This window comes from Caulobacter sp. NIBR2454 (assembly GCF_027474405.1).
Classification (GTDB): Bacteria; Pseudomonadota; Alphaproteobacteria; order Caulobacterales; family Caulobacteraceae; genus Caulobacter.
Genome location: NZ_CP114871.1, coordinates 1,889,827 through 1,912,186, shown reverse-complemented (window position 1 = coordinate 1,912,186; position 22,360 = coordinate 1,889,827). Strand labels below are relative to the sequence as shown.

Below are 22,360 nucleotides of genomic sequence, written 5' to 3'. Positions count from 1 at the left end.
CGGGTGTCGGCCCGCCCGCTGGCGTCAGATGCCTGCGCCCATGTCCATAAAAATGCTTGCCGAGAGTGAGGGCGTCAGCGGCGTGGCGCTGGTCAGCCGCTGGACCAGATCATCGATCTGAATCGTGATTTCAGGCGCCGCGGTGATTTCCCACCATGCAGCCTTGGTTAGGGGACCCACAGCGTAGAGACGGTCGCAGACCTCGCCGGACGCCATGACCACGGCCCCGCTCCTCGTCTCAAAACCCAAACCCAACGGATCAATCTGAGCTTGGCCGCTGTCGCGCAGGTGGGCGATCAGCGGATTGGCGGTTCGGTCAAATCGGCCGCCCGGCCCGGTGCAGTTGATCACCCGGGCGACTTCGACCGCCTTGGCGCCGTCGGTGCAAAGAAGCTCGATATGAGCCGTAGCCTCCACGAAGCGCGCGGCGCCGAACCTTGCGGCGGTCACCTCCAGGCGACCTTCGGCCAGCAGCGACTGCATCGCTGCTGTGACTGCGGGCGCGGTTCGATGTCGGTGCACGTCCCACCAGGGCCGCAGGCGCCTGAGAAACTGGCGGCGCTCAGCCAGGGTCCACGCACTCCAAACGGCGGGAACGGCGGGGCGAGCGGCGTCGAACACCCGCTGCCACGCTACGCCAGCCGCCGTCGCCTGCCGGACCTGATCGCGGATCAGGCGGGCGATCCGCAGCGGGCCTGAACCCACATGATCGTGCAAGAAGGGCGGCCATTCGCCCCCCGTCTGATGCCCGCGCGGCAGCAATCCCCTTCGTGAAACGGCGATCATCTTGCCTTGATGACCGCGTGCGACGAGCCGCAGCGCGATATCGATCATGGTCAAGCCCGAGCCAACGAGCATTACCGGTGCGGCGTAGGGCAGGTCATCGAGCGCTCCGGGTGCCCATGGGTCGCAGACGAACGCCGCGCTTTGCGTGATGCTCTGGGGCAAGCCGCCGGGAAGATCAGGCGGGAGATTGCCGAGCGCAAGCACCGTGACGTCCGCGGCGACGGAGCGGCCGTCCTCCAGGATCACCGAGCCTGTGGAGCCAGCCTTAAATCCCACGGCCTCGCCGCGGATTCGCGTTATCTCGCCGGCGTCCACAGCCCTGTCAGCCAAGAACCCCATGTAATCGCCAAACAGGGATCGGGGCGCAAAATCGTCCACGCTCCAGTCTGGGCCATGCCAAGTGCGCAGCCAGTCATGAAAGGAGGGCTCCAACCCGACGTCCATACGGCTGATCGGCACGTTGAGCATGTGACCGCCATCGGCCGCCCCATAGGCCAGGCCGCGGCCAATACGGCGCTGACGGCCAATGACCGTGATCCGCGCCGCGGGGGCGGCGGCGCGCAGCTTCAGGGCCAATAGGACCCCGCTGAAACCATCGCCGACGACCGCAACGGTCAGTGCGCTGTGCCCCTGTCTGGTCAACAAGAGGCTACAGCGGCGTCAACTGGCCGGCCGCCACTACCGGGCCGGTGGGGACGCCCGTGGGCGAGCCCCCAAGTGGTTCGGCCGACACCGCGAGCGATCCGCTGGATGTGAGGCCAAAGCGGTTGGTAGGGATCACCAGCACCTGCCCTGCGCTGATCACCCCCATTGAAACCGGCTTTCCGTCGGGCTGAAGCATCCACAGCTCGTGATCGTGGACGCCGTCGGGCGTCACAGCGGCGGGCGCGATGATCAAACGTTTGCCGGCCTCGTCATAAGCCACCACGAAGGCGGGCGGACCGCCCTCGGGCTTGAGCGCCGCTACAGCCATGGGGGTGGGCTTCTGTTCGGCTACGATCATCCCTTGAGGCGCGGGAACCGGTGTGGTCACGATGATCGCCAAGCAGGCGGCGGCGGCTGTCAGCGACGCGGCGGTCGCCACACGCCAGGTCGTCAGATTGTTCCAAACGCCGACAGGCTGCGCGCCCAGGCCGGCCTTGATGCGCAGCCAGACCGTGCGCGGCGGCGTAACGGACCTCACCTCCTCGATGAGTGGCGCCAGCCGACGATCCCAGTCGGCGACCTCGGCCGCGAAGGCGGGTTCCGTCTCCATGCGGCGGCGAGCCCGAACGCGCTCGTCGGCGCTGAGGACGCCGAGCGCATATTCGGCGGCGGAGAAGTCCTTATCGTCGTGGTGGGGGTCGGTCATGACTCGAGACACACGCGAAGCTTCATGAGCGAACGGCGAATCCAGCCCTTCATCGTGCCCAAGGGCACCGAAGCGGCGCGGGCCAGCTCGTCATAGGTCAGACCATCGAAAAAGGCGGTCCGCACGGCGGCGCGATGCTTGTCTTCAAGCTGGTCCATGCAGCGATTCAGGAGTTGGGCGTCCTGAGTGGAGCTAAGGCCGTCGAAGGCGGATGGCTGCTCGTCTGCGATCTCGGTGGCCTCATCCAGCGGGCGTGCTTCCCGCCGACCGGAAGATCGCAGCCGGTCGATGGCGCGATTGCGCGCCAAGGTCGACAGCCAAGTGATCGGGCTGGCCCGATCAGGGTCGAACTGATCGGCCTTGCGCCAGACGGTGAGATAGACTTCCTGCAGCACGTCCTCGGCCTCGCTCCTATCGCTCAAGATACGCAGGCAGACACCAAATAGTTTGGCCGAGGTGCGATTATAAACTTCCTCTAGCGCGCGGCGGTCGCCGGTGGCTGTACGGACGAGGGCGCGGCTCAGCTCGGCGCGCTGTTCGTCTTGATGTGTCACGCTCATTCAACAACCTTGGCCCTTGAGTGGGCCAAGGCGTCGCATGGTCCGCAGTGGCTTGCAACTGTCAGAAGCGTTCGGAAAACCTCGCCGCAGCATAGCCCGCCATGGCCGAGCCGGCGGTAAGGACTACACCCCACGCCAGATCCGCTGCTGTGATCTTCCACGACCAAACGCGCAGGGTAGCTTGGTTGGTCAGATCGTAGGTGGCGTAGGCCACGAAACCGAGCGCCGCGCCCATGAGGGCGGCGCGCAGAGCCGAACCGGCTTTCAGTCCGGGTTCGATGGCGAACAGCACGATTCCGGCCAGATAGATCAGATAGAACGCCACCGCCGGGGGCATGGAGAACTTGTCGGCGAGGATCGGCCCCAGGATCGGCTTGTAGAGCCGTGGTCCAGCGAAGGTCAGCCAGATTGCGTCCAGCACGACAAAGCCGATTGCGGCCCCGATATAGGCGAAGAGGTATTGCACGGTGATCTCCCTAGGCGGCTTTCAGGCGATAATGGCTGACACCCCAGACGTTTCCGGCGCTGTCTCCAAACAGACCCGCGGTCGCCATGAAGAACCGCCGCCAGCGTCGGGTCCACAGCTTTGAGTCAGAGCCGTAGACTTGCGCCATCAGGTCGGCGATCTCGTCGCGATGCAGGTCCATGTTGGCGAGCCAGTCGTCGGCCGTGCGCTGGTAGTGAACGCCGCTCCAGCGCCATTCCTCCTCGACCTCGAACAGATCGGGAAACTGCCGGATCAACCTGTGGCTGGGCATGACGCCGCCGGTAAAGAAGTGCTGGGCGATGAAGTCGCTGCGGTCGCTGACCTCAAAACGATAGGGGGTCGTGGCGTGTGTGAAAACATGGATGAACATCCGCCCATCCGGTTTCAGCCACGAGCGCGCGCGCGTAAGCAGCAGACGCCAGTTGGCCATATGCTCGAACATCTCGACCGACACGATCCGATCGAAGTACTCGGCGATATCGAAGTCGTTCATATCGGCGGTGATGATCCGCAGGTTCGTCAGCCCCTTGCGTTCCGCCTCGCTCTCGATGTGTTCGCGTTGCGGGCGCGAGTTGGAGACAGCGGTGATCTGTGATGCGGGGTACTGCTCCGCCATCCACAGCGACAAAGATCCCCAGCCGCAGCCAAGCTCAAGGACGCGCTGTCCATCGCGCAGATCGGCGTGCGAGCAGGTGTCGGTGAGCGCGGCTATCTCCGCGTCCGCCAAAGTGGAGCTGGCCGCCGGGTAGAGGCACGAGGAATATTTGAGCCGAGGGCCCAGCACGAGTTGGAAGAAGCGGGGCGGCAGTTCGTAGTGTTGCGCGTTGGCGGCGTCGGTGTGTTCGGCGATTGGTCGTTGAGACATCTCGGCGGCGAAGCGTGTCTCGATGTCAGGCGATGACGTGCCCGCCAAGCCGCGCCGAGCGCCGGCCACCAGGCTTGCGATGGCCGGACGGGTCACGAAATCAGGCGCCGGAGCATCCTGGAAGGCGTTGATCAGGTTCATGGATTCATCCTGGTCGTGGGTGCGGTTTGAGCATCAAGGAACGCGACGACGTCCTTCATGACAGGCGCGGTGAAGCGGAAGGGAATGGCGAAGGCGCCAACCATCAAAGCATGGCCCAGGCGCGGGTATAGTCGTGTCTCGACCGGAACGCCTGAAGCGCGAAGCTTTGCGGCGAGCCGTTCTGTATTGCGGGGAAGAACAACCTTGTCCGCGTCGCCGGTCCCTAGCCATGTGGGAGGCGCGCCCTGCGCGGTCTGATTAATGGGCTGGGTGGCCGCGCGGCTCGGTTCTGGTCCGAACACGGCCTTGAGCGTCTCGCTGCGCAGGGGAAGGAAGTCGTACGGCCCCGCCAAGCCTACGAGGGCGGCGATATCGCGCGCGGGATCAAGACCCACCGCATTGAGCCACTGGTCATCCAGGGCCAGCATCGCCGCATTATAGGCGCCGGCCGAATGGCCCATCAGGACCACGCGCTGGGGGTCTCCGCCATAGTCGCCAGCGTGGCCTTTCGCCCAACGCACTGCTTCGGCTGAATCCTGGAGAAAGGCGGGCCATTTCACCTGGGGATAGAGCCGATAGTCGGGCACCATCACCACGTAGCCGCGCGCGGCCAAGGCAGCCCCAACGAAAGCATAGTCAGCGCGGTCGCCGGTTTCCCAACCGCCCCCATAAAAGAAAACCACGACCGCAGACGGAGCCGCCATCCGTCGTGGCGTGTAGATGTCGATCTTTTGCCGGGGCCCGTCGCCATAGGCTTGACCGCGCGTGACGCTAACGGCGCCTTTTGGCTGGATGGCGTTCACCGCGTCGAGCGTCGAGCAGCCCGCCAACGTCATCGCGCAAGCGAGAGGCGCCGCTATAGCGCTCAGCGCGTTCAGTCTTTGGGCCATGCGATCCTCCCGTGGGATGATAGCTACGTCGTGGTGCGCGATCTGGATGCATGGCGCATCCGCGAGACATTCGCGAGCGTAGCTGTCGGATTGGCAGACCAGGAGCAAGCATGCCGTCGTCCCTTCCGTCCCATGATCCTTCGCTTCGCATCGCTGTGATCGGCGCTGGGGTTTCAGGCCTCTCAGCCGCCTGGCTGCTTGGTACGCGGCATGAGGTGACGATTTACGAGGCGGCTGATCGGCTGGGCGGCCATGCCAATACCGTGGATGCACCCTCGCCCAAGGGTGGGGTCACCGCCGTGGACACCGGTTTCATCGTCTACAACGAGGTCAACTATCCCAACCTGACTGCGCTATTCGCCCATCTGGGCGTGGCGACCCGGCATGCCGACATGTCGCTGGCTGTGTCTCTGGATGACGGAAAGATCGAATACGGCAGCCACAACTTGGCTTCGCTCTTCGCCAAGCCGAGCAATCTGGTGCGGCCAAGGTTCTGGGCGATGCTGCGCGATCTGAACCGTTTCTATCGTACGGCGCCCGGCGACCTTCAGACCTTGGACCCGGTCATCTCCCTAGACGAATATTTGCGGGAACGAGGCTACTGCGCCGCTGTGCAGGAAGACCACCTGCTGCCCATGGCGGCCGCGATCTGGTCGGCGACCGTAGCAGGGGTTCGCGAGCATCCCGCGGCGGCTTTCATCCGCTTCTTTCACAACCATGACCTGCTGCGTTTCCTGGGCCGGCGGAGCTGGCGCACGGTCGTGGGAGGCAGCCGTTCCTACGTGGCCCGTATGGCTGAGACCTTCCGTGGAGAAATCCGCACCGGCTGTGGCGTCGCCTCCGTTCGGCGTACGGCCGACGGCGTGCTTGTAAGGGACGTCCACGGCGAAACGCGCGTCTTTGACCACGTGGTGTTCGGCGCCCACGCCCCTCAAGTCCTCAAAATGCTCGAAGATCCGACGCCGCAAGAGCAGGCGGTGCTGGGGGCGTTTCGCTACACACCGAACGTGGCCGTGCTGCACGGCGATCGTTCACTGATGCCGCGCCGCCGCCTCGCTTGGGCCAGCTGGAACCACATCGGCTGGCGGGCCGATCCGGCCGCGGGCTCCGTCACCTACTGGATGAACAAGTTGCAGAGCCTGCACGGGGCGCGGCCGCTGTTTCTCACCTTGAACCCGCACAAGGCGCCAGACCCGGCCACGGTGATCCGCACCGAGCACTACGATCATCCGCATTATGATGCGCGATCCATGGCCGCCCAGAAGCAGCTATGGTCGTTGCAGGGCGCGCGGCGCACCTGGTTCTGCGGCGCCTATTTCGGTTCGGGCTTCCACGAGGATGGACTGCAGGCGGGTCTGGCCGTAGCCGAACAGTTGGGTGGTGTACGGCGTCCCTGGACCGTCGAGGATGAAAGCGGTCGGATCGTCATCACGCCGGCTCAACCAGCCGACGCGGAAACCGTAGAGGCTGTGTGATGACAGAGGTCTCAGCGATCTATGTTGGGCAGGTCCGCCACAAGCGTGTACGTCCGCGCGATCACGCGTTGCGCTACCGCGTTTTCATGCTGTTCCTCGACCTCAATGAGATCGACGCCATTCTCGGCCGCCTTCGGTTGTTGCTCCGAGGACGCTTCGGTCTGATGAGTTTCAACGATGCCGACTATGGCGACCGTAGCGGCACGGCTCTGCGGCCTCAGATCGAGGCTCGCTTGGCCGAGGCGGGGATAGAAGGCGGCGGGGCCATCCGGCTGCTGACCATGCCCCGGATACTGGGCTACGGCTTCAATCCTTTGAGCCTGTATTTTTGCCACCGGCCTGACGGCGCCTTGGCGGCGATCATCTATGAGGTCAGCAACACATTCGGCGAGCGTCACAGCTACCTGATCGCCACGCCCGAGCCCGATGACGGGACGGTCCGTCAGAGCGCGCCAAAGCGATTTTATGTTTCGCCTTTCATGGATATGGACCTGAACTACGCCTTCGCGGTGCAGCCGCCAGGGGAGGGGGCCAGCGTCTCCATCGCCGTCTCGGACAAGACGGGGCCGATGCTGACGGCGTCTTTCGTCGGCGCGCGCAGGCCGCTGACGGACAAGGAGCTACTGAAGGCCTGGCTCACCCATCCGCTGCTAACCTTCAAGGTCATGGCCGGCATTCATTGGGAAGCGCTGAAGATCTGGCGCAAGGGCGTCGGCTTTCGTCGTCGTCCACCGCTGCCCCTGAGCTCCGTCACCATCGGCCGCCCGGGAGCTTGAAGATGAAGATGTTCGTCGCCGTCCTGACCGCCCTTGCGCTTCCGTCCATGGCCCTGGCTGGCGCCCCAGAGCCACGCCGGGCCATCGACATCGACCGCTTCATGGGCCGCTGGTACGAAATCGTGCGCACGCCCAATGACGGCCAGAAGAACTGTCACGCCGCCAGCCAAGTCTGGTCGCAGCGGCCGGACGGGACGTTCGACATCGCCCAGACCTGCCGCAAGGGCTCGCCCAACGGGCCAGTGCGCAAGGTGGACACCCGCGCGCGCATCCTCGATCCCAAAACCAACGCCAAGTTCGAGGCCAGCTTCTTTGGCGGTCTGCTCAAACGCAAATACTGGGTGATCGACCGGTCTGACGACTATGATTGGATGATCGCCAGCACGTCGGACGGCGACTTCGTGGCGCTCTTGGCGCGCGAACCGGGCATGCCCCACGGTGACGTAAGCGCCTTGATCCGGCGCATGCGGGCCTTGGGTTTCACCGCCAACAAGTTGGAGGTCGTGGCGGGGGCGTCGCGCCCTTAGACGATCAGGCGCCGGGCAGTAGGCGCACCAGCAGCGTGGCGACCACACCTTGAAGCGCGACGTAGATCGAGAAAAGAGCGATCACATCGAAGGTGGCGCGACGGTGACTGTCGACCATTTTGCATATCGTGCGAGCGATCAGATAGCCGGCCATCAGGACGCTGACTCCCAGCAGCATTCCCTGGAACGCTATGAAGGCGAAAACGGTGGCGCCTTGACCGCTGGCCTCGGGGCGCAGTCCGGCGGCGAGCCAGGAGTTGAGGTCCACGCCGAAGGCAGCCAGCTGCACGCCGACCGAGGCGGTCATGACAAGAGCGGCGACAAGCGCTCCCCCGCGCCATTTGAATAGCGCCCGGCTGGCCAAAAGCGGCAATGCCGCGCCGACCAGATTGCCAACCACGACCAGCCAAAAGGATAGGTCGGATGGCGGCGCGATCCACAGGTCGGGTCGACGCGTCCATAGGAACAGGTACGAAAATACCGCCATCGAGAAGATCATCCCCGTGACGATCAGCAGGATGACCATGGCCCACCAGCCGTGGCTCGACGGACCCGTCACGTAGGTGGGCACACGGACGCCGGCGCCGATGTCGGCGGTCTCGTCGCGCATGGGCCTGTCGGTATCCCACAGCCAGGCGAGCACCGCCGCGATGGCGACCACGCCGCTGAAGATCGACGCGGCGTACGCCTGAATCGTGAGGAGCAGGAAGAAGCCCGCGGTCCCCACGGCCGCCCAGACAGGCCAGGCCGAAGGAGTCGGCATCCGTTGAAGGTACTGAGGTTCGGCTTGCAGGGGGCTCGTTACAACCGTCTCGCGCAGTCCAGTCGCCGACCCAGGCAGGAAGTAGCGACCCTCGTCGACATCCTTGGCAAGCTTTGGATCGTCCCATAGCGGATAGCGGCTTTTGATCACCGGGATGCTGCGGCTGGAGTAAAGCCCGGTCGGCAACCATTCGAGCGTGCCGCCCCCATAGACGTTGCCGGCGCTGGTCTCGGCGCTGAAGCGAAAACGCCGGGCGAAGTCGATGCAAAACAGGACCACACCCGCCGCGAGCAGGAAGGCTCCAACGGTGGAGATCATGTTCGGCAGGTCCCAGCCTCTACCCGGCAGGTAGGTGTAGACTCTGCGCGGCATGCCCATAAGTCCGGTCAGGTGCATGGGCAGGAAGGCCACATGCATGCCGGTGAACATCAGGCCGAACACCCAGCGCCCGACCCGTTCGGACAGGGCGTTCTTGCTCATCATCGGCGTCCAGTAGTAGAGCGCGGCGAACAGCGGAAAGACCATGCCGCCGATCAGCACGTAGTGCAGGTGCGCGACGATGAAATAGGTGTCGTGGGCCTGCCAGTCGAACGGCACGAGCCCGACCATCACACCCGTCAGCCCACCCATGGTGAAGGTGAGGAGACTGCCCAGCGCAAAGAGACCCGGCGTGTTGAACTGCATTTTGCCGGCGGCCACCGTGGCGATCCACGAGAACACCTGCACCCCGGCCGGGATGCTCACCAGCATGCTGGCCGCAGAAAAGAAGCTGACCGAGACCGTGGGCATGCCGGTCGTGAACATGTGGTGAGCCCACACGCCAAAGCTGATGAACCCCGTGGCCAAAAGCGCCAGGACCACCAGCCGGTATCCAACCAGCGGCGCCTTGGCGATGGAGGGGATGATCATGGACATCATCCCCGCCGCCGGCAGGAAGATGATGTAGACCTCCGGGTGGCCGAAGAACCAGAACAGGTGCTGCCAAAGCACAGGATCACCGCCGCGCGCGGCGTCGAAGAACGGCCAGTCGAGAGCCCGCTCCAACTCCAGCAGCAGGGTGCCCAGGATGATGGATGGAAAGCCGATGATGATCATCACCGCAAACACCAGCATGGCCCAGGCGAAGATCGGCAGCTTGTCCAGGGTCATACCCGGCGCGCGGGTCTTCAGTACGCCAACGAGAATCTCGATGGCGCCCGCGATGGCCGAGATCTCGATGAACCCGATCCCCAAAAGCCAGAAGTCCGCGTTGATCCCCGGCGAGAAGGTCTTACTGGTCAGGGGAGGGTACATGAACCAGCCCCCGTTCGGGGCCAACCCAAAGAACAGCGAGCAGAAGAAGGCCAGTCCGCCTACGAGGTAGGCCCAGAACGCATAAGCTGACAGGCGAGGGAACGGCAGGTCGCGCGCCGCCAGCATCTGCGGCAAGAGCAGCACCCCCATCGCCTCGACCGCCGGCACGGCGAACAGGAACATCATCACCGTGCCGTGCATGGTGAAGAACTGGTTGTAGGTCTCCTGAGGCAGCACACCGTTCAGCGGCAGGGCCAGCTGGGTGCGCATGACCAGGGCCAGTACGCCCGCCAACACGAAGAACAGGAACGCCGCGCCGACGTAGTAAATGCCGACATAGTTGTTGTTGACGACGGTCAGATAGCCCCACCCCTTGGGCGCGCACCAAATCCGCTTCAGCTCATCGAGCTCACCCTTGGGCCGTGCCCCCTTGGTGGGAAAGCGGTCATAGAGCTTGTGGTCGAAGCCGGTTTCGGAACTCATCGCAGGCTCTCGAGATAGGCCGCTACGGCCTGCAGGTCGCCGCCGCTCAGCATCTTGTAGGCGGGCATGCGATTGCCAGGTTTGATCGTCTGGCTGTCGGCCACCCAGCCGGCCAAGGTCCCTCGGTTGTTGGGCAGGATGCCGGCGCCCAGGCTACGGCGCGAGCCGACGTGGGTCAGGTCAGGGCCGGCCAAGCCGTTGGCCGCCGACCCACGCACGGTATGACAGGCGCCGCAGCCGCTATCGGCGAACACCTGCGCGCCGCGTTGGCCAAGCGCATCGGACGGCGCAGGAGCCGCACGCCGTGACCGTCTCCAGCGTTCGAACTCTCCCGGCTCGTGGGCCACCACGACCAAGCCCATCAGGGCATGCGGTCCGCCACAATACTCGGCGCATTGGCCGCCATAGGCCCCGGGCTTGTCGGCCTGCAGACGAAGGATGTTGCGTCGCCCTGGGATCATGTCGACCTTGCCGCCCAGGGGTGGAACCCAAAAGGCATGGATGACGTCGGCGGACTCCAGTTCGAAGGTTACGGGCCGGCCGGCGGGAATGTGGACTTCGTTGGCGTCCTGCAGCACCTCGCGGCCTTGGGCGTCTAGGTAGGCGACCCGCCACCACCACATCTCGCCGGTGACCCGCACACGCATCTCGCCAGGTTCGGGTTCGGCGTTCAGATGGGCGGTAAGAGCCAAGCCATAGACGAGCAGGGCGCTCAGCACGACGGTGGGAAAGACCAGCCCCCCGATCCATATCAGCTTGCGCCCGCTCAGTCGGCGTTTCCATTTGGCGCCGCCAAAAAGCGCTAGGCCGGTGGCGACGAGTACAACCAAAAGCACCACCCCGCTCATGGCGAACAACACCCAGCTAAGGGTGACGATCGGGCCGTTGAACGGGCCGGCCGGGTCGAGGGCGGGCGGGGGCCAGCCCGAGAGAATGTCAGCGAGCATCGAGAGTGTAGAGGTAAGCGGCTATGTCGCGCGCTTCCTCCTCCGTGACGGGCATGGGCGGCATGCCGGAGTTGGGTGAAAGGGCCGGCGCGTTTCGAATGAATGCGGCCAGGGTCTGGGGTTGGTTCGGCAACTGGCCGGCGATCAAGGCTCGGTCGGCGAAACCTTCCAGCGAAGGACCGACCTTGCCCTGCGGCCACCGGACGCCGGGGATTTGGTGACAAGCCCCGCAACCGACGCGCTCCATAGCAGCACGGCCGGCGCCTGGGTCCGCGCCAGCGATGGCGCGCGGCGTCGTTTTGGCGCCGTCACAGGCGCACAACGACATGCCGATCAAGATGGCGCAGACACGCTTCACAACCCACTCGCCCCGGAAATTCAAACTGAGCAATTCGTGGGGGCGGCATGAGTTCCGTTCGGAACCCTCCGCTCATGGTCGTGTTCCGCAGCCATGGGACCCATAGGCCGAGCTTTGCGTAGATCGTTGCTGGGATTGAGCGGGCTTGCGGGCCTTGCCGCCTGCGACGCCGCAGAGCCTCCAAGAAACGCCTTCCGGGCTACAGGCGAATTGATTGCGATGAGCGGCGGCGACGGCGGGTCGCGCAATGCCTGTTTCACGTGTCACGGCTTGAACGGGGAAGGGGATGGGGTGGGGTCTCCCCGCCTTGCCGGGCTGAACGCCGGCTACCTGCAAAGGCAGTTGGACGACTACGCCACAGGGCGTCGGGCCGACTTAGTGATGGCGCCAATCGCCCGGCGTTTGACCGCAGATGATCGACACGCGGTATCAGCCTGGTACGCAGCGAAGCCAGCGACACTGACTGCGAACGCACGCGGGAACGCCGTTGGTAAGTCGCTCTATCATCGGGGCGACCCCAAGCGCGGCCTTCAGGCCTGCGCCGCATGTCATGGAGTAGGGGGTGAGGGGCAAGGTCCCGCCAACCCGCCGCTGGCGGGCCAACCCTCGGGCTACATCGCCGAACAGCTGACCCGATGGGCCAAGGCCGAGCGCCGCAACGACCCACGCGACGTCATGCTGGACATCAGCCGCAAGCTCACGCCAGCCGAGATCGACGCCGTTTCTTCTTATGCATCAGCGCCTTCCGGACATCTTCTTCCAATTCGGTGACGCCGGGCAGCATGCCCTCCAGCACGTCGTGCTTGTAGTGGAAATGATGCCAGAGCGCCGCTCCCACATGGGCGGGAATAGCCAGCACAAGCATCACGACGAGAGCGAAGTGGATTCGCTCAGCCCACATCTCGATCGCCCATCGCGTAGGTAGTGACAGCTCGTGAAACGGCAGCATGGGCCAGGGCAGGACGCCGCCGAAACGAAGCGGCTGCTCGGCGGCCGTGGCCGAGACCATGGCCCACCCGCTGATCGGCAGGAGGATCAGAGCCACATAGAACATGTAGTGGGTAAGGTGGGCGATCACGCTCTGCCAACCAGGCGCATCCGCGTCATTGATGGGACCGGGAGCCATCATCGTGCGCCATGCCGTCCTCAACAGCATGATCACCAGAATCACCAGGCCTACAGCGCTGTGCAGCTGATAGGCGTCGAGCTTGTCGGGGCCAACGGGCAAGCGCCCGGTCCGCCATCCCCACCAAAGCTGAAACAGCACGAGCGCAGCCACGACCCAGTGAAAAGCAACGCCGACGGGGGAGTACCGGCGTCGGCGGTTATATCCCTTCACCCAGCGCTTGAGCCCCTCCATCATCGTGCGGTCGCCACAGCGTCGTCTTCACCCAGCCATCGCCCCAGCATCCAGAGCGCCGCGAGCAAGTAGAATGCCGAGCCCGGCGCCCACATGATTAGCCCCGCAACCTGCTGATCCTGCAGCGGTGTAAGGCCCCACGCGGCGGTCGTGGTGAGGTGGGGCGCGTAGATCGCTTGTCCGGCGAAGGTCAAAAGCGCGCCCAGCAGACCCATTTGCAGCATCGTTCCTAGCAAGCCGGCGACCGCCGCGGGCGCCGCCACGCTCCGCAGCGCATGCCAGAACATCACCGCTGAACCCAGCAGGCTGAACTGCATCAGCCAATAGGCGAAGTCGTTGGAAAGCGCCCAGCCATAGGCCGAAGGCGCATGCCAGAGCCACAGCACCGCCATCTGCACCGCGGCGGCGACCACTAGGGATGGACGCCCCCTCGGCGCGGGAAGCGACCAAGCAAGCAACGGCGCCGCGACCGCGATCAGCAGGAGGTGATGTGCCGTCCTGGCCGCGAATAACGATGAGCTCAGCGCGCACAGCGGCGATACGAAGATCAGCATCAGGACAGCTAAGGCTGTGCTCACGGTGACTCTGCGAACGCCATCCAGCCGCCACGCCAGCAGGCAACCAAGCAACAGCGCCGCCAGAACGATGGGATCGAGGTTCCAGCGGGTCATCAGCTCGCCGGGCGAGGGCCCGACCCCGCAATAGGGCGTCCAGGTCGTCTGTGACATGCAGCTAGAGCGTTGCCTTGGGGCTTCGGTTCCCAAGGGCTGCGCTCAGGCATCAGGCGCCGCCAACGCGTATTGGGTTGACGGTCCCCGCGCGAAAGGTTCTTCAGCCAAACCTACTGTGGGAGGGACCTTCCGATGACCGATCAAACCGTTGAAGACTTGAACGCTCGCCACAACGCAAAGATGGTCAAGGTTCAGGCCGCCCGCGCCAAGATGATGGCCGAACGGCAGATCGAAAAAGGCCTGCTGATCGTCAACACGGGGGCGGGGAAGGGCAAGACGACAGCCGCCCTAGGCATGGTTCTGCGCGCCATCGGCCATGGACAGCGCGTCAGCGTCATTCAGTTCATAAAAGGCGCGTTGCAGACGGGCGAAAAGGTGGTGTTCGACGCCTTTCCTGAACAGGTTGAATTTCGGCCGATGGGCGAGGGGTTCACCTGGGACACCCAGGACCGAGCCAGGGATATCGCCGTCGCGCGCCAAACCTGGGAGGCCGTCAAGGCCAGGATCGCCGACCCCGACTGGGACATGGTGGTCTGCGACGAGCTAAACATCGTTCTGCGATACGATTATCTGCCGGTGGACGAAGTCGTCGAGGTCCTCAGCGCTCGCCCTGAGGGAAAGCATGTGGTCGTCACGGGCCGTAATGCGCCTCAGGCCTTGATCGACGCGGCCGACCTGGTCACCGAGATGGTGGTGATCAAGCATCCTTTCCGCAGTGGCGTTAAGGCCCAAGCCGGGATCGAGTTTTGAGTCTCTTGAAGCCGGCCGCGCAAGGCCCGAGTTTGATCGTCTGCAACACCTGCCGTTGGTCGCCCGAGGAGCGCGAGGACGCCGACGGCGTTCGGGGCGGCACGCGTCTGCTGGAAGCGCTGCGAAACCTGGCTGCCAAGGACCAGCGGTTGAACACGCTCGCGATCGAGGAGATGGCGTGTCTCTTCAACTGCACCCAACATTGCTCAATCCATCTGCGTAGCCCCGGAAAGATCGGCTACGTGCTGGGGCGCTTCACGCCGGATGCGGACGCGGCTCAGGCCATTCTCGAGTATGCCGTCGCCTACATGGAAAGCGAAGAAGGCGTTGTCGCTTATCGCCAGTGGCCCGAAGGCGTGAAAGGCCACTTCATCGTGCGCCTGCCTCCCGCCGGCCAGGTTGTAGGGGACTGACCCGCAAAGGATCAGCCGCCACCATCTACCCATTATTTCCGAGACAGCACAGCTTCGGAAGCTGTTGCAGCCATAAACCGCTGAATTAACGCCAAAAATGATGCAATTTGAGAGGGGCAGGCGTTGCGCTTAGCAGCGGAGCTTCTGTTGCAAACTCGATGGCGCTCGGCCGGCTGCAGAGGCCCGATGGCCAGGAAAACATAAGGTATAGATAGGTTGTGGATAAGCGCCAGAAGCGAAGACGGATGTCGGTTTCTGACTCATAGCGGGACGTCTGGGCGTCCGCTTCTGGGCGTGCAGTGGAACCGGCTACCGGTCGCCCTTCCCCATTCCGAGGAGATCGAAGAAGCCGGCGGACCGGCAGCCTATGTAGAGACCTGGCTGGACGTGATGGCAGGGCCTGCTGAATCGCAGGCCCACGAGGTCAGCAGCCGGCAGCTTTCGCTGTTCTAGGACCAGGACCTCGTCACTCGCTGCAGACGATGGCGAGGTCCAAGCCTACTGTTTCCTTCAGATACGTCAGGGCTGCACCCAAGACGGTGTCCTGTGAGCTGGTGCGCTTAGATTTCGATAGTCCAGGTTGGACCATGACGATTTCGGCCCGAATGGGATGGAAGCGGTGGAACTTCACCAACTGATTGAGTTCGCCGGGGCCGCCCTTCAGATAGCGCGAGGGACGTGATGGTGCCTTGAGCGCTTCGTTTCGTACTTTCAGGTGTTGGGCGAGATGCTGGAAGCGACCCAACCAACGTGCAGATCGCACGGCTTGCGAAGCCACTTCGACGACGTCTTTGACGCGTTCGCCCACTGTGGTTCCGCCAGAGAATTTGCAGTGAACCAAGGCAAGGCGAAGATGATCCTTCTCTGCCTTTATGCATACGAGGTCCGCCGCTTCACCGCTCGCGTCGTCATCAAAAACGATATCAAACCCAGCATCGATGTAGTGTTTCGCGACATGCGCCTGGATGGAGTCAGCGCGCTCCGCACCGTCCTTCCACATTGACTCTTTGGTGATATCCACCCCGGTCCAATCCCAACATTCGAACCGATCCTCCCCAATGGTCAGGTCGTAGGGAGTCTGCGGGACAATGTGGAGGTTGGCGTCCAACTCGGAAAGATCGACGAAACGGAACAGTGGCGGGTAGTCGCCGAAATAATCGGACAGCGGCTGGTGCAGCTTCCCGCTGGTCACATGCACAGTACTGCCGCTGATCTGGGTAACTGTGTAGCCGTCTGGTCCCGAAAGTTCGAACCGGAAGCGGGCCCAAAGGCCTGTAGTCGCTTCGACGAGGTCGAATTCGATCGCATTCGTCGAGCGGTCCATCCCTGCGATCGTGAGTTCGAAGGTAGTCTGCGCGGCTTTGCTTGTGCCGTCGCTGAAGACCACTCGCTCCTCGGACTGCCGGAGAAGTTCGACAGGCCAATCGACACCCAACAGTTCCGCCGTTGGCAGCGCGGTCACGACCGTGGGGAGCAGGACGTTATCGATGAGCTTGCTGCTATCGATCGAGGCATCGCGCAGCTTGTCGCCGACGCCTTGCGCCCATTCGATAAAGCGAGGCAGCGAACCACCTTGATCGCGAGACCAAACGCGACCTTTCACCGTGCAGCCGACTGTCGTCTGCCTGCCGTGCTCCCATCCGATGCCGGATAGCAGCGCTTTGATGGAGCCGCTCTTCTCCGCTTGGCTCAGGGCGCCCACCACCTCCGCGCCTGTGTAGGAGGCGTATGAGAGATTGCGCCGGCCGTGCTTCTTGACCCCCAAGTTCTGGAAGATGAGGCGATTGATGCGGCCCAAGGCCCTGAAGATCACATCACCGCTAATAAGCGTGGTGGCGCCGACTGCCTTTGCAAGCGGCGCGAAGTTGGAATCCTTGTCGGTCGAGGCGAGGTACAGGATGCTTCGGGTCGCGTCGTAGTGCAGGACGAAGAGGGTCCATGTTCGGTCGCGCACCGCCTTCGAACGGCTCCACTTCACCGAGGGTTCGGAGCGAGTGACGAGGAACAGTGTGTTCGACGGGCTGTGCAGCCACACTCGGTAAGGAACGAAGCTCTCAGGAAGGCCTTGGTGGAAATTCTTCGGTTGGAAGCTCTTGGCTTCGTAGAAGAGTGTGCTCAGCGGCGGCTTTAGGAGCTTGTGCGAGATCGGTGTGTCTTCGTTCTGCACGCCTTTGTCGAGACGCTGAGCCTCGTTCAGAAATGCCACCAGCCGCGCATGTTCCTGGGCGGCTTGGGAACTAAGTTCGCTGAGCACGTCGTTCCAGTCGGCATCTTCGCTGTAGAGCCGTTCAAGTGCGGCGGAGACGTTCGGTTCGGCGATGTTCGCGATGATGGTCGCGTTGCCGATATTCTCGGCCGAGCTTCGCGTGAAGCGGCCTGTGAACTGGAGCAGGATGGCCAGGCTTTTGTGGAGATCATGGACGGCCGCGACCTTTAGCTGAGGGAGGTCGAACCCTTCACCCAACATATTCACGCACACTACGATGTGATTGCGACCAGCGATCAGATCTGCGACTCGCTGTCGTGCATCCGTCTGGTCGGAATGGATGATGGTCGGCTTGAGCTCCGGTGCCAAGCGTCCGTAAAGCGCATGGATTTTGTTGGCGCGATCGATGCTCGCACATCGAGCCATCATCCGATGGTCCAAACCTGCTGCTATATCTTCCCGGAGCTTGGCAACGGCGGCCTCAGCGATCGCTTTGTCCGCTTTGGATGGCGTGGGTTCGTACACCGGGTCAAACGTGATCCGGCGGAAATATCCATCCTGTTGAGCGCGCCGCAGCGAGTAGCTGTAGATGACTTGGCCGTCGACCAACTGTCCATCACGGCGGAAAGGCGTAGCAGTGAACTGAAGAATCGGCCGGTCGGCAAAGGCCTCTCGGAAGCTCGACCAACGGGCAGCCGACACGTGATGGGCTTCGTCGATGACGAGCGCTCCTACTCGCTTCACGATTTCCGGCCATAGAGGCTCAGCACCTGCGTCCGCGACGGATGTCATGGTGGTGACGATCACATTGCAGCGCTCGAAGACTTCCAGAGCGTCGGGCGTCTTAGGTACTTTTGTGATGATCCCCACGATCGGGTTTGGTGCGTCTTCGGGGAGCACCTTCAACCAGCGAAGTAGTCCCATGTTGATGAACTTGCCGATCGTTTGCGCTCGGAGCGCATCACCTGGCACCACCACAAGCATCGGCTTCCGCATGTACGCCGCAAGCGCGGCCAACATGGTTTCGGTTTTGCCGGTACCGGTCGGCATGACAACCGTCGCCGCCTGCCTATGAAGGCTCCAGTGTGCCCCGATGGCGTGCAACGCACCTAGCTGCGGAGGTCGAAGACCTCGGCGGTCCTCATCGACAGTCCCATCGTCGTTGGGTGCTTCGGCACGGAAAGCTACTTGACCCTCCCAAAGCCGAGCGCGCGCCGTCACGACCGCCGGCCATCCCTCGGCAGCTGCTTGAGCCTCCAGGTCATCGACGAGCCGGTGTGAAGTCCAAGACAGGCTTCCATCGGCACCGCTGAGCAGCACACCATCCGCAGCGGGAGGTCGAGCTACTTTAGTCCGGGTTGTCAGGATAAAGGTCTCACCGTCCGCAGTCCGATAGATCGGTTCTTTGACACGAGGCGACACGGCAACCTCGCCGATCTTGGTAGCTTCGACCACGATCGGCCCGCGCAGCAGGCACTCTATTCTTCCCGTCGGGGTTCGGATGGGTCCGTACTTGACGGTCGGCAATGTGAATGCCGTCGGTGCTTCAGCAGTGAAGAGGTCTGGCTGCGACATGACTGTCCTAGGCGCGAGCTCTTGGATGAGCTCCACTAAGGATAGTGCACCGAACGGCCTTTTCCACCACACGGTTAAGGTTGTTCACAGCCGAGAGTGTTCTGGCGCGAGGGCTTTGTTACCTCGGGGCGCTTCCAATGGGTCGAGACCAAGTCTCGCAGCCCGTCAGAGCGAGGAAATCCGGCTCAGGATAGCGAACGATCCGCCGCACCTGTCGGGCGGGGAGGTCCTCAGTGACTCGGTCCTCGAACTCCAGATGGTCTCGTGCGGAGTGACCAAGAGACGCCAGATAGTGGGCCACGATAGAAAAGGCAGGACTTGCGCTGTCACCCAATAGAGCGATCGGAATGTCGGCCTCTACGACCGCCGGCGTGCCGATGGACCTAAGCAGCGGCCCCATCACTGCATTGGAGTCGTGGGAATTATAGAGGGCTTCTCCGCCCCAAGTCCCGAGAAGTGAGCCAATGCCGCCTTCGCCAGCCTCGCGGGGCGGGAAGAAGCACCACCAGATACGGCCTCGCCGGTAGGATTCGCTGCGCGACATCGTGGATGGCGTGTTCAAGCGCACCCTCACCCTTCTTGAAACCAATCTGGATCTTCTCGAGCAATCGGCGCAGGATCTCCTGCAACGAGAGACAGGTCGCTGCGTGACACTGTCACTGGCGCAGATGATCGGCGAACAACCCTGACTGGATAGTGAAAACGGAGAAGACGAATGGCACACGGAGCTTGCGATATTTGCGGTCGCCCGGCGACGGCGCGTGTGCGCGCCTCGGTGAACGGCAGGGTTCAGAACATGGAGCTTTGCGACCAGCATTACAGCGAAATGGCGCGCCGGTCGGGGCGCAGCGCCTCGCCGCTGGAGTCCCTGTTCGGACGGCGTTCCCTTCTTGACGAATTCCTCGGCGAGAGCGGTTTCGGCAGCCTCTTTAGTGACAGTCCGCTGCGAGGCGGCACGCTCGGCTCTATGGGTGATGGCGATGACGCTGTCGTCGACGCCACTTTCGGCGAGGGCGCGCCGCGGCGTGGATCGCGGCGCGGCGGCGGACGCACCATCGCCGACCGGCTGAGCGAACAGGGCAACAAGCTGCTGCAGGATGCCGCACAGAAGGCCGGGGAATTCGGGCGCAGCGAGGTCGATACCGAACATCTGCTTCTGGCATTGACCTCGTCTGACGTAGTCAAGACGATCCTGGAACAGTTCAAGGTCGATGTGGACGATCTGCGGCGCCAGATCGAGAAGGAAGCGAAGCGTGGAGACGCCAAGACGGAAGGCGAAATCGGCGTAAGTCCTCGCCTGAAGGACGCGCTGAACCGGGCCTTCATCGCCTCGAACGAACTCGGCCATTCCTATGTCGGTCCTGAGCACCTTCTGATCGGCCTTGCCGAGGAAGGTGAAGGCCTGGCCGCGTCGATCCTGCGCAAATACGGATTGACGCCGCAGGCGCTTCGCCAGCAGGTGACCAAGGTCGTGGGCAAGGGAGCCGAGGAAGGCCGCGTGGAGGCGCCTTCCAGCACGCCCGATCTCGACCAGTTCAGCCGTGACCTGACGAAGCTCGCCCGCGAGGGCAAGCTCGATCCCGTCATAGGCCGCGCCCGCGAGATCGAGACGACGATCGAAGTGCTGGCCCGCCGGAAAAAGAACAACCCGGTGCTGATCGGCGAGCCCGGCGTGGGCAAGACCGCCATCGTCGAGGGACTTGCACAACGGATCGTCGCGGGCGAAGTGCCCGAGGCGCTGCGCGACAAGCGGCTGGTCGAGCTAAACATCAACTCGATGGTGGCCGGGTCGAAGTATCGCGGCGAGTTCGAGGAGCGAGTCCAGAAGATCCTCAAGGAGATCACCGAGGAGAAGGACAGCCTGATCCTGTTCATCGACGAGATCCACACCATCGTCGGCGCCGGCCAGGGCGGTGGCGAAGGTGGTCTCGACATCGCCAACACCTTCAAGCCGGCGCTGGCGCGAGGCGAGCTGAACCTGATCGGCGCGACGACGCTCAACGAGTACCAGAAATACATCGAGAAGGACGCGGCGCTCGAGCGACGGTTCCAGCCGGTTTATGTCGAGGAACCCACGGTAGCTCAGGTCATCATGATCCTGCGCGGCCTGCGCGACACGCTGGAGGCGCACCACAAGGTGACGATCACCGACGAGGCCATCGTCGCGGCAGCCGAGCTTTCTGATCGCTACATCACTGGCCGCTTCATGCCCGACAAGGCGATCGACCTGATCGATCAGGCAGCCGCACGGGTGAAGATCAGCGCCACAGCGCGCCCTGTGGACGTCCAGGAGTTGGAGGCCGAAGCCGCGCAGATCAAGCGCGAGCAGGACTATGCCGCAGCCCGCAAGCAATTCGACCGAGCAGCAGAACTGAAGAAGGAGCTGGAGCAGAAGCAGAAGGAGCTGGACGAGCTTCTGGAAATCTGGAAGCGCGACCAGGCTTCGGCGACCGCCGAGGTGCGCGCCGATCACGTCGCGCAGATCGTCTCCAAGATCACCGGCGTTCCAGTCACGGAGCTGACCACCGAGGAGAAGGACAAACTCCTCAAGCTCGAGGAGAAGCTGCACGAGCGCGTCATCGGCCAGGAAGAAGCGATCCGCGCCGTGGCCGATGCGGTGCGCCTGGCGCGTGCGGGTCTGCGCGAAGGTTCCGGTCCGACTGCGACCTTCCTGTTTCTCGGGCCAACCGGGGTTGGCAAGACGGAACTGGCCAAGACGCTCGCCGAGGTGATCTTCGGCGACCAGGATGCGATGATCCGTATCGACATGTCGGAGTATGGCGAGCGCCACTCGGTTGCCCGGTTGGTTGGCGCACCTCCGGGCTACGTCGGATACGACGAAGGCGGGCAGCTGACGGAGAAGGTGCGCCGTCGGCCCTACTCGGTCGTACTCCTCGACGAGATCGAAAAGGCGCATCCCGATGTCTACAACATCCTGCTTCAGGTGTTCGACGATGGCCGCCTGACCGATGGCAAGGGCCGCGTGGTGGACTTCACTAACACCATCATCATCGCCACCTCGAACCTCGGTTCGGACATCATCCAGCGCAACCTCACGAAACGCGGCAGCAGGGAGTTCGACGAGGCCAAGCAGAAATCCGAACTGATGGAGGTGTTGCGCGGTCATTTCCGGCCAGAGTTCATCAACCGGATCGACGAGATCATCGTCTTTCATTCGCTGAATCAGTCGGAGATCCGCCAGATCGTCGAGTTGCAGCTCAACCGGGTGAAACGGACCGCCCTTACCCAGGGCGTCGAACTCGAACTCGATGTGAGCGTCGTGGATCACTTCGGCGCGGTCGGCTTCCGTCCCGAATTCGGCGCCCGCGAGCTACGCCGGCTGATCCGGTCGGAGCTGGAGACCGAGTTGGCTCGCGAACTGCTCTCGGGGCGGATCGAGGATGGCGACAAGGTCCGCGTCGCCTGGTCAGCGGACGAACAGAAGGTCGTGTTCGAAAAGATCGCAAGGGACACCGGTGACGACAGCCCGGACGATCCGGCCCAAGCCGGGATCGGCGAGTCCAGCGCAGTTGCCGAAAACAAGGCGGACGCTCCGACGCCCGATGTCCCAGTCGACGCCAATGATAAGGAGCAGTCCAAGGGCGATAAGTCTATCGGATGAC

At 63.3% G+C, this 22,360-nt stretch carries 20 protein-coding genes; 8 read left to right on the top strand and 12 right to left on the bottom strand.

Annotated elements, in window-relative coordinates:
* Positions 1-24 precede the first annotated feature (24 nt).
* From O5K31_RS09390 to O5K31_RS09365, 6 genes are all read right to left on the bottom strand, one after another.
* Entirely contained in the window at positions 25-1,428 is a 1,404-nt protein-coding gene (locus tag O5K31_RS09390; protein ID WP_269713309.1) for an FAD/NAD(P)-binding protein, read from the bottom strand.
* A 7-nt stretch (positions 1,429-1,435) separates the two neighbouring features.
* A complete protein-coding gene (locus tag O5K31_RS09385) occupies positions 1,436-2,137 on the bottom strand; it encodes an anti-sigma factor (RefSeq protein WP_269713308.1) in 702 nt (233 codons plus the stop codon).
* Entirely contained in the window at positions 2,134-2,697 is a 564-nt protein-coding gene (locus tag O5K31_RS09380; protein WP_269713307.1) for a sigma-70 family RNA polymerase sigma factor, read from the bottom strand. The genes O5K31_RS09385 and O5K31_RS09380 overlap by 4 nt, the downstream gene beginning before the upstream one ends.
* Positions 2,698-2,758: 61 nt before the next feature.
* Positions 2,759-3,163 carry a DUF2177 family protein gene (locus tag O5K31_RS09375; RefSeq protein WP_269713306.1) on the bottom strand — a complete coding sequence of 135 codons (405 nt, stop codon included), beginning with the start codon at positions 3,161-3,163 and terminating at the stop codon, positions 2,759-2,761.
* Positions 3,164-3,173: 10 nt separating this feature from the next.
* Entirely contained in the window at positions 3,174-4,190 is a 1,017-nt protein-coding gene (locus O5K31_RS09370; RefSeq protein ID WP_269713305.1) for an SAM-dependent methyltransferase, read from the bottom strand.
* Positions 4,187-5,026: an alpha/beta hydrolase gene (locus O5K31_RS09365; protein WP_269713304.1), complete on the bottom strand. Its 840-nt coding sequence runs from the start codon at positions 5,024-5,026 to the stop codon at positions 4,187-4,189. The genes O5K31_RS09370 and O5K31_RS09365 overlap by 4 nt, the downstream gene beginning before the upstream one ends.
* A gap of 164 nt (positions 5,027-5,190) precedes the next feature.
* On the opposite strand from O5K31_RS09365, the gene O5K31_RS09360 reads away from it, so the two are divergent.
* From O5K31_RS09360 to O5K31_RS09350, 3 genes are read left to right on the top strand one after another with little or no spacing between them, the layout of a single operon-like run.
* Positions 5,191-6,555 carry an NAD(P)/FAD-dependent oxidoreductase gene (locus O5K31_RS09360; RefSeq protein ID WP_269713303.1) on the top strand — a complete coding sequence of 455 codons (1,365 nt, stop codon included), beginning with the start codon at positions 5,191-5,193 and terminating at the stop codon, positions 6,553-6,555.
* Positions 6,555-7,331 (top strand): DUF1365 domain-containing protein, encoded by a 777-nt coding sequence (locus tag O5K31_RS09355; RefSeq protein WP_269713302.1) that lies wholly within the window; start codon positions 6,555-6,557, stop codon positions 7,329-7,331. Before O5K31_RS09360 ends, O5K31_RS09355 begins: the two co-directional genes overlap by 1 nt.
* Before the next feature lie 2 nt (positions 7,332-7,333).
* Entirely contained in the window at positions 7,334-7,858 is a 525-nt protein-coding gene (locus tag O5K31_RS09350) for a lipocalin family protein (protein ID WP_269713301.1), read from the top strand.
* A gap of 4 nt (positions 7,859-7,862) precedes the next feature.
* Here O5K31_RS09350 and O5K31_RS09345 read toward each other — a convergent pair whose 3' ends face one another.
* From O5K31_RS09345 to O5K31_RS09335, 3 genes are read right to left on the bottom strand one after another with little or no spacing between them, the layout of a single operon-like run.
* A complete protein-coding gene (locus tag O5K31_RS09345) occupies positions 7,863-10,397 on the bottom strand; it encodes a cbb3-type cytochrome c oxidase subunit I (RefSeq protein ID WP_269713300.1) in 2,535 nt (844 codons plus the stop codon).
* Positions 10,394-11,344 carry a cytochrome c oxidase subunit II gene (coxB, locus tag O5K31_RS09340; RefSeq protein WP_269713299.1) on the bottom strand — a complete coding sequence of 317 codons (951 nt, stop codon included), beginning with the start codon at positions 11,342-11,344 and terminating at the stop codon, positions 10,394-10,396. Before coxB ends, O5K31_RS09345 begins: the two co-directional genes overlap by 4 nt.
* Positions 11,334-11,702: a c-type cytochrome gene (locus tag O5K31_RS09335; RefSeq protein ID WP_269713298.1), complete on the bottom strand. Its 369-nt coding sequence runs from the start codon at positions 11,700-11,702 to the stop codon at positions 11,334-11,336. Before O5K31_RS09335 ends, coxB begins: the two co-directional genes overlap by 11 nt.
* 93 nt (positions 11,703-11,795) lie before the next feature.
* Between O5K31_RS09335 and O5K31_RS18405 the strand changes: the two genes are divergently transcribed.
* On the top strand, positions 11,796-12,473 hold the full coding sequence (locus O5K31_RS18405; protein ID WP_442867700.1) for a c-type cytochrome: 678 nt from the start codon (positions 11,796-11,798) through the stop codon (positions 12,471-12,473).
* Here the strand turns inward: O5K31_RS18405 and O5K31_RS09330 are convergent.
* Both O5K31_RS09330 and O5K31_RS09325 read right to left on the bottom strand, forming a co-directional pair.
* Positions 12,400-13,062, bottom strand: a complete 663-nt coding sequence (locus O5K31_RS09330; protein WP_269717038.1) for a cytochrome b — start codon at positions 13,060-13,062, stop codon at positions 12,400-12,402. The two genes, O5K31_RS18405 and O5K31_RS09330, sit on opposite strands and share 74 nt — an antisense overlap.
* On the bottom strand, positions 13,062-13,733 hold the full coding sequence (locus O5K31_RS09325; RefSeq protein ID WP_269713297.1) for a cytochrome c oxidase assembly protein: 672 nt from the start codon (positions 13,731-13,733) through the stop codon (positions 13,062-13,064). Before O5K31_RS09325 ends, O5K31_RS09330 begins: the two co-directional genes overlap by 1 nt.
* A 192-nt stretch (positions 13,734-13,925) precedes the next feature.
* On the opposite strand from O5K31_RS09325, the gene cobO reads away from it, so the two are divergent.
* Together cobO and O5K31_RS09315 are read left to right on the top strand one after the other, a co-directional pair.
* Positions 13,926-14,543 (top strand): cob(I)yrinic acid a,c-diamide adenosyltransferase, encoded by a 618-nt coding sequence (gene cobO / locus O5K31_RS09320; protein ID WP_269713296.1) that lies wholly within the window; start codon positions 13,926-13,928, stop codon positions 14,541-14,543.
* Positions 14,544-14,548: 5 nt separating this feature from the next.
* Positions 14,549-14,956, top strand: a complete 408-nt coding sequence (locus O5K31_RS09315) for a DUF1636 domain-containing protein (protein ID WP_269713295.1) — start codon at positions 14,549-14,551, stop codon at positions 14,954-14,956.
* Positions 14,957-15,422: 466 nt separating this feature from the next.
* On the opposite strand, the gene O5K31_RS09310 is transcribed toward O5K31_RS09315, so the two are convergent.
* Positions 15,423-18,737 carry a DEAD/DEAH box helicase gene (locus tag O5K31_RS09310; RefSeq protein WP_269713294.1) on the bottom strand — a complete coding sequence of 1,105 codons (3,315 nt, stop codon included), beginning with the start codon at positions 18,735-18,737 and terminating at the stop codon, positions 15,423-15,425.
* A 554-nt stretch (positions 18,738-19,291) separates the two neighbouring features.
* Between O5K31_RS09310 and O5K31_RS09305 the strand changes: the two genes are divergently transcribed.
* Entirely contained in the window at positions 19,292-19,426 is a 135-nt protein-coding gene (locus O5K31_RS09305) for a hypothetical protein (RefSeq protein ID WP_269713293.1), read from the top strand.
* 26 nt (positions 19,427-19,452) lie between these two features.
* Positions 19,453-22,359, top strand: a complete 2,907-nt coding sequence (locus O5K31_RS09300; RefSeq protein WP_269713292.1) for an ATP-dependent Clp protease ATP-binding subunit — start codon at positions 19,453-19,455, stop codon at positions 22,357-22,359.
* Position 22,360 lies beyond the last annotated feature (1 nt).